The organism is Brevundimonas sp. GW456-12-10-14-LB3 (assembly GCF_059424365.1).
In genome coordinates this window covers 1-7,102 of sequence record NZ_JBWKZJ010000062.1, presented here as the reverse complement: position 1 = coordinate 7,102, position 7,102 = coordinate 1, and the positions used below count along the sequence as shown (strand labels likewise).

The 7,102-nt window shown below is 69.7% G+C and carries 7 protein-coding genes; 3 read left to right on the top strand and 4 right to left on the bottom strand.

The window, feature by feature from the left end:
• Positions 1 to 67 precede the first annotated feature (67 nt).
• The 4 genes from AC07XS_RS15445 to AC07XS_RS15430 all read right to left on the bottom strand — a co-directional run bounded on the left by AC07XS_RS15445 (position 68) and on the right by AC07XS_RS15430 (position 4,863).
• Entirely contained in the window at positions 68 to 2,056 is a 1,989-nt protein-coding gene (locus AC07XS_RS15445) for a heme lyase CcmF/NrfE family subunit (protein WP_182715144.1), read from the bottom strand.
• Complete coding sequence (ccmE, locus tag AC07XS_RS15440) at positions 2,053 to 2,559, bottom strand: cytochrome c maturation protein CcmE (RefSeq protein ID WP_182715145.1); 507 nt, start codon at positions 2,557 to 2,559, stop codon at positions 2,053 to 2,055. Before ccmE ends, AC07XS_RS15445 begins: the two co-directional genes overlap by 4 nt.
• A gap of 70 nt (positions 2,560 to 2,629) precedes the next feature.
• Complete coding sequence (ccmI, locus tag AC07XS_RS15435; RefSeq protein WP_321208178.1) at positions 2,630 to 3,430, bottom strand: c-type cytochrome biogenesis protein CcmI; 801 nt, start codon at positions 3,428 to 3,430, stop codon at positions 2,630 to 2,632.
• A gap of 35 nt (positions 3,431 to 3,465) precedes the next feature.
• Positions 3,466 to 4,863, bottom strand: coding sequence for a hypothetical protein (locus AC07XS_RS15430; RefSeq protein WP_182715147.1), 1,398 nt, complete (start codon positions 4,861 to 4,863; stop codon positions 3,466 to 3,468).
• Positions 4,864 to 5,008: 145 nt separating this feature from the next.
• Between AC07XS_RS15430 and AC07XS_RS15425 the strand changes: the two genes are divergently transcribed.
• The 3 genes from AC07XS_RS15425 to AC07XS_RS15415 form a co-directional block, all read left to right on the top strand.
• The gene (locus AC07XS_RS15425) at positions 5,009 to 5,941 is read left to right on the top strand and encodes an ABC transporter ATP-binding protein (RefSeq protein WP_182715148.1); all 933 of its coding nucleotides are present in this window, start codon (positions 5,009 to 5,011) and stop codon (positions 5,939 to 5,941) included.
• The gene (locus tag AC07XS_RS15420) at positions 5,941 to 6,708 is read left to right on the top strand and encodes an ABC transporter permease (RefSeq protein ID WP_182715149.1); all 768 of its coding nucleotides are present in this window, start codon (positions 5,941 to 5,943) and stop codon (positions 6,706 to 6,708) included. Before AC07XS_RS15425 ends, AC07XS_RS15420 begins: the two co-directional genes overlap by 1 nt.
• 54 nt (positions 6,709 to 6,762) lie before the next feature.
• The coding region (locus AC07XS_RS15415) for a hypothetical protein (RefSeq protein WP_321208179.1) at positions 6,763 to 7,102 on the top strand (340 nt) is incomplete at its 3' end.

Here is a 7,102-nt window from a genome sequence, read left to right as displayed (position 1 = left end):
GCGGCGGGCTCGGCCGCCGTCAGCATCAGGGCCAGGACCGGCGCAGCCAGCAGGATCGAGAGCCGCCTCACGCCGGCCTCCGCCGTCGCGCGCCGACGCCCAGCCGCAGCCGGCGATCCAGCAGGGACAAAAGCCCCCCAAAGGCCATGATCATCGGCCCGAGGAAGATCAGCCGCGCCCAGGGATTCCAGTACAGTCGGAGGACCCAGGCAGGAGCCTCAGGCGTTCCTGCCCGCTCGCCCATCACCACATAGACGTCGTCCAGACCCCGGAAATCCAGACCGACCTCGGTCGTGGTCTGGCCGCCCGCGGGAAAGAAGCGGCGCTCGGCCGTGACGGTCTTCGCCCGGCCCCGGTCGTTGGAGGGCCGCACGGTCAGCCGGCCCTGTTCGGCCAGATAGTTGGGGCCTTCGACCACCCGCACCTGATCCAGGGTGACGGTCCAGGGGCCGGCGGAAACGCTTTGGCCCAAGGTTAGGGCGCGGGCCGCCTCGGCCTTGAAGCCGGTCTCGACCACCGCCCCCAGGATGAAGACGCCCAGGCCCAGATGGGCCAGGCTCATACCCCAGGCGCCGAGCGGCAGGCCCTTGAGGCGACGCAGGGTCTCGGCAGTCGAGGCGCGAAACAGCCGCGTCCGTTCGGCGACCTCGACCAAGGCGCCCAGGATCAGCCAGGCGCCCAGACCGATCCCGGCGGCGGCCAACGCCTTCTTCGGCGACCACAGGGCGTAGGCGGCAAGGGCGCAGGCCAGGGCCAGACCCGCCGCGACCGCCAGCCTCTGCGTCGCCCCAGGCAGGTCGCCGCGCTTCCAGGCCAGCAGAGGCCCCGCAGGCAGGATCAGGAAGGCGACCGTCATCAGCGGAACGAAGGTGGCGGCGAAATAGGGCGGGCCGACCGAAATGGTCGCGCCGGAGGCCGCCTCCAGGATCAGGGGATAGAGGGTGCCCAAAAGCACGGTCGCCGCCGCCGCCGTCAGGAACAGATTGTTCAGCACCAGGGCGCCCTCGCGGCTGACCGGAGCGAACAGGCCGCCGCCCTTCAGCTGGGGCGCGCGCCAGGCGAACAGGGCGAAGGCGGCGCCGGCCGTGAGGCCCAGGATGGCCAGCAGCATCATCCCGCGCTGGGGATCAACGGCGAAGGCGTGGACGCTGGTCAGGACGCCCGATCGCACCAGGAAGGCGCCCAGCATGGAGAAGCTGAAGGCCAGGAGGGCCAGAAAGACGGTCCAGCCCGCCAGGGCTCCGCGCCGCTCGGTCACCACCGCGCTGTGCAGCAGGGCCGCGCCGGCCAGCCAGGGCATGAAGCTGGCGTTCTCGACCGGATCCCAGAACCACCAGCCGCCCCAGCCCAGCTCGTAATAGGCCCAGAAGGAGCCCAGCGTGATGCCGACCGTCAGAAAGGCCCAGCTGGCCAAAGCCCAGGGGCGCACCCACCGACCCCAGGCGGGCCAGAAGGCGGTCTGCGCCCGCCCCTCGATCAGGGCGGCGACCGCCAGGGAAAAGCAGACGGAGAAGCCGACATAGCCGGCGTAGAGCAGCGGCGGATGGACGGCCAGGGCCGGGTCCTGAAGCAAGGGGTTCAGCGAGGCGCCCTGAAACGTCGCGGGATCCAGGCGCACAAAGGGGCTGGAGGTGAAGACGGCGAAGGCCAGGAACAGCGAGCCCAGAGCGCCTTGGGTCGCCACGGCCGAGGCCTTCAGCCCGAACGGCAGGCCGCGCGCGCGGGCCAGGACGGCGCCGAAGACCGTCAGGACCAGGCACCACAGCAAGAGTGACCCCTCGTGACTGCCCCAGGCGCCGGCGACCTTGTACAGCATCGGCTTGTCGGTGTGGCTGTTGGCCGCGACGTTGGAGACCGAAAAGTCCGAGACGACGAAGGCGTAGATCAGGGCCGCGAAACTGAGGGCGACGGCGCCCGCCGCCGCCAAGGCCGCGCCTTGCGCCGCGCCGGCCAGGACGGCACTGCGCCGCCAGCGCCCCGCGGCGGACAAGCCTGTCTGCAGGATCGACAGGGCCAGGGCCAGGGCCAGGGCGAACGCCCCCAGTTCCACAATCATAGGGTTTTTGTCGCGCTATCGGCCTGCGACCGAGTTGAGCGCATGTTCGTCGCCTCCGGTCGCCATTCGCCCTTGGCCTTGATCCGATCGGCGACCTCGCGCGGCATGTAGTTCTCGTCGTGCTTGGCCAGAACCTGGCTGGCGTGGAAGACGCGGTCGGCGCCGAACGATCCTTGCGCCACGATCCCCTGACCCTCGCGGAACAGGTCGGGCAGGTCGCCGTGATACTGGACCTGGGTCGCGGCGATATTGTCGGTGACGGTGAAGACGACCAGTCCGTCGCCGGACTTGCGCACACTGCCCGTCTCGACCAGGCCGCCCAGCCGGATGTTGCGGCCTTCCGGCGCCTTGTCGACCGTGGCCTCGGACGGGGAGTAGAAGAAGGTCACGCTGTCCTGCATGGCCCACAGCGATAGGCCGACCGCCAGGGCCAGGATCGGCGCCACGGCGGCGACGACCCACAGGCGACGGCGCGCCTTCGGCGATTTCGGCAGCCAGCTCATGACTTAGCGGTCCCGCTCCCCGACGGATTTTTCTTTCCGTCTACAGAGGCCGGCGCCCCGCGCCAACGGCTCATTCCACCCTCGGCAGGCGGCGTTCCAGATCCTGGCGACGCGGATCGGCCGGATCGAGGGCGGCGATCAGCGGCGTCCACATGGCCCGCGTCACGGCGGCATCCCCTCGACGCAAGGCCGCCTCGCCCAGGAAGAAGCGGGCGCCCAGCTGATCGGGATCGTGTTTCACCGCCTGGCGGAAGGCGGCCTCGGCGTCGGCGCCGATCTGGTCGTCATTGGCCCGCACCAGGCTTTCGCCCAGCCGCGCCCAGGCCTGGGCGTTCTCGGGCTCCCGCTCGATCAGCCGACGAAAGGCCGAGGCGGCGCCCAAGGGGTCGTCGGCGGCGAAACGGGCCGCGCCCAGCATGGCCAGGGCCTGGGGGTCGTTCGGTCGATCCTGGGCCGCGCGCGCCGCCACAGCCGCCAGTTGGGCCGGCTGCAGCGTCTCCAGCCGGGTGGACCAGTCATCCACCCGCCGCTGATAGGCTTGGTCCGGCAGGCCCGGCGATCCGGTCAGGATGTAAAGCCCCAGGGCGGCGGCCGTCGCGGCGGCGATCCCGCTCAGAACCCACAGCCGGTCGCGACGGCCCGTCTGGGGCGCCGGCGTCGTCCCTGACTGCCCGGCCAGCAGACGCCGGGCCGCCTCGGCGCGCGCCGCCGCATGGGCGGCCTCGTCCAGCAGCCCCCGCGCCTTCAGACGGTCCAGTTCGGCCAGTTCGCGCGCCCCGATCTCGGCCTGCGTCGCCGGAGTCGGGTCGGCGCCGGAACGCGCGCCGGTCAGCACCAGAAGGGCGGCGCCGGCCGCCGCGAGACCGGTCATTATCCAGAAGGCGATCATCCCCGCCGTCTATCGCATCAGGCGGCGGCGGGCGAGGCCCCTTGGGTCGCCAGAAGCGCCTCGGCGGCGGCGGCGCGACGTCGCACCGCCCGCGCGGCCTCCAGCGCGTCGATCAAGGTCAGGAACCGCGCCGCGACGCCGACCAGACGCAAGGGTCCCTCCGGCTGGGCGACCTGGCCGTCCGCCAGATGATCCAGGGCCTCATTGGCCCAGATGGACAGATAGTCGGTCAGCTCGGTCTTCAAGGCCATCCGATCCGCCTCGCAGCCGAAGACGACGGCGACGCCTCTCAGCCCCCCGACGGCGTTCAGCAGGCCGGCGGCCGCCTCGACCGCCTCGCCCGTCGCGGGCGCGTCCAGCCAGGGCGAGAGTCGCGTCATCCGGCCGCTCAGCCTCTGCCGCTTCATCGGCAGGGCCGCATGGACGGCGGCCGAGGCGGACTTCATCAGGCCGGACATCTGACCCGCCACCTGGATCCGCGCCATCCGGGCGGCCCGCCCCCAGGGCGAGTCCGGCCGCAGTTGCAGACACAGGTCGATCTCGCCCAGCACCCCGGCGCACCAGGCGACCTCCTGAACCACCTCGGCCATGGCGGCCTCGTCCGGGCCGGGCCGGGCGGCGGCGATCCGTGCGACGCGCGTCGTGACCGAGGCCAGCAGACGTTCGACAAAGACGCCCATGTCCGAATGGCTCAGCATCGCCTCCTTATCGGCGAGGCGATTGGTGCGGGTCACGACACGCAGCATCCGTTCGGCGTCGGCGACATGGGCGAAGAGGATGTCGACCATCCGGCGCCCGCCTTCGGGCGAGACGGCAAGACAGTCCTGGATCAACAGGCGCAGTCCCGCCGCCTGTTCGTCGTCGGGACGGTCGAGCCAGGCAGGCAAACGCGGCGTAGCGGTTCGCGCCAAGGGGGCCAGGTCGAAACAGCCGGCGAGCTCCGCCGGGGTCGGAGCGGGGGCGGCGGCCGGCGACAGGTTCGAAACCGGCGCCGGCGGAGACGGATCGGCCCAGACGTCGCCGGGCCGATCCCGCAGCACAGCCGCCGCCCGGGCGCACAGACGATCGGCGACCAGGGTCCAGTCGCCGTGCGACGGACCCGCCCCGTCCAGCAGGCTGAGATAGGGCTCGTCGCCGATCTTGGCCTCGCGCCAGAGACGGGCCAGAACCGGCCGGGGAAAGGTCAGGGCCGCCACTTGGTCGGCGCGCGGCCGGAACAGGGGGATCAGCGGCGCGAACGCCTGATCCCGGCGGGCGCGATCGCGGATTTCCGCCTGAATCAGGATCGCCAGTTCGCCCGCCTTGTCGCCCGGCAGTCCGCCGACAGCCGCCTCCAGCTGCGCCAGACCGTCATCGGGGCAGGCCTGGACGACCGCCTCCAGGGCGGCGCGATGGGCGGCGGACAGGGCAGTCAAGACGGTTCCCTGGGTAAGATTTGAGGCCCGACCCTGCACCAATGTGATTAACAACGGCTTGGCGCCCCTTGAGCCGGTCGCGCGGCGCGCCATATTCCCGCCACCACCACGCCAGGCGCCATTCGCCGCAGGAACGGGAGCGCCCATGCCGGTTATCGAGATCCAAGGTCTGACCAAGACCTATCCGTCGGGTCTTCAGGCCCTGAAGCGGGTCGATCTGACCATAGACAGGGGCGAGATCTTCGCCCTGTTGGGGCCGAACGGGGCCGGCAAGACCACCCTGATCTCGATCATCTGCGGCATCGTCAACGCCACCACGGGGACTGTGGTGGCCGACGGCCACGACATCCGCAAGGATTTCCGCGCCGCTCGGATGAAGATCGGCCTGGTGCCGCAGGAGCTGACCACCGACGCCTTCGAGACGGTGCTGGCCACCGTCACCTTCAGCCGGGGCCTGTTCGGCAAGCCGGGGAACCCCGCCCTGATCGAACAGATTCTGAAGGACCTGTCCCTGTGGGACAAGCGCGACGCCAAGATCATGACCCTGTCGGGCGGGATGAAGCGCCGGGTGATGATCGCCAAGGCCCTGAGCCACGAGCCGGACATCCTGTTCCTGGACGAACCGACCGCCGGGGTGGACGTCGAACTGCGCCGCGACATGTGGGCCATGGTGCGCAAACTGCGCGAGCGCGGCGTCACCATCATCCTGACCACCCACTATATCGAAGAGGCCGAGGAGATGGCCGACCGGGTGGGCGTCATCCTCAAGGGCGAGCTGATCCTGGTCGAGGAGAAGACCGCCCTGATGAAGAAGCTGGGCAAGAAGACCCTGACCCTGAACCTGGTCGAACCCCTGACCGCCCTGCCCGCCGACCTGTCGGACTGGGACCTGAGGCTGAGCCCGGACGGGGGCGAGCTGGAATACAGTTTCGACGCCAACGCCGAAGACACTGGCATGCCCGCCCTGATCCGCCGGCTGGACCGGTTGGAGATCGGCTTCAAAGACCTGAACACCCGCCAGAGCTCGCTGGAAGACATCTTTGTCAGCCTGGTCCACCGCGACGGAGAGGCTGCCTGATGACCTTCAACGGATACGGCGTCTGGGCCATCTATCGGTTCGAAATGGCCCGGGCGCTGCGCACCCTGTGGCAGAGCGTGGTCACGCCGGTGATCACCACCGCCCTCTATTTCGTCGTCTTCGGCAGCGCCATCGGCGGGCGGATGGAGGCGGTGGACGGGGTGGCCTACGGCGCCTTCATCGTGCCCGGGCTGATCATGCTGAGCCTGTTCACCCAGTCGATCTTCAACGCCTCCTTCGGCATCTATTTCCCCAAGTTCACGGGGACCATCTATGAGATCCTGTCGGCGCCCGTGTCGTCGCTGGAGGTGGTGATCGCCTATGTCGGGGCGGCGGCGACCAAGTCGGCGGTGCTGGGGCTGATCATCCTGGCGACGGCGGCCCTGTTCGTGCCGCTTCAGGTGCTGCATCCGGTGATGATGCTGGCCATGCTGGTGCTGATTTCGGTGACCTTCAGCCTGTTCGGCTTCATCATCGGCATCTGGGCCGGCAGTTTCGAACAGCTGAACTTCATTCCCATGCTGATCGTGACGCCCCTGACCTTCCTTGGCGGCTCCTTCTATTCGATCGACATGCTGCCGGAGGGCTGGCGCACGGTCGCCCTGTTCAATCCGGTAGTCTATCTGATCTCGGGCTTCCGCTGGACCTTCTACGGCCAGGGTGACGTGGCGATCGGGATCAGCGTGGCCGCGACCCTGGGCTTCTTCGCCCTGTGCCTGGGCGTGGTCATGTGGATGTTCAAGACCGGCTATCGGCTGAAGGCCTAGACTTCCAAATCCAGGCGTCACGAAACCGGCCAGATCGCCAGCGATTAGAGCAACATGTCCGACGATAAGAAGACCGTTTCCGATCCAGCGCCCCAGCCGTCCCCTGGCGAACCCTTCGTCCGCAAGGCAGTCACCTGGGGTCGGATGCCCGTGACGACCTTTCACGTCGGCCCGGTGCCCGTCGCGCCCAATCCGCTGGACCGGATTCCGGATCGGCCGCCGCTGAAGACGCCGTTGACCACTGCGCCCGAGGGGCGAGCGCAAGGTCGGCAAGGTCAGGCGTCCGGCCTGCTTCAGGGCGGCCTGCACCCGCAGCGCCCCGCGCCCGCGCCGCGTCCGAGAGCCGGCGCGAGCATTCTGGCCGGTTCGTTGATCCCTCAGGCCCGTCCCGCCC

Coding starts and splice junctions, on each gene's coding strand:
- ccmE (WP_182715145.1), bottom strand. CDS start 2,559: ATGAGCTGGCTGCCGAAATCGCCGAAGGCGCGCCGTCGCCTGTGGGTC.
- AC07XS_RS15420 (WP_182715149.1), top strand. CDS start 5,941: ATGACCTTCAACGGATACGGCGTCTGGGCCATCTATCGGTTCGAAATG.
- ccmI (WP_321208178.1), bottom strand. CDS start 3,430: ATGACCGGTCTCGCGGCGGCCGGCGCCGCCCTTCTGGTGCTGACCGGC.
- AC07XS_RS15445 (WP_182715144.1), bottom strand. CDS start 2,056: ATGATTGTGGAACTGGGGGCGTTCGCCCTGGCCCTGGCCCTGGCCCTG.
- AC07XS_RS15425 (WP_182715148.1), top strand. CDS start 5,009: ATGCCGGTTATCGAGATCCAAGGTCTGACCAAGACCTATCCGTCGGGT.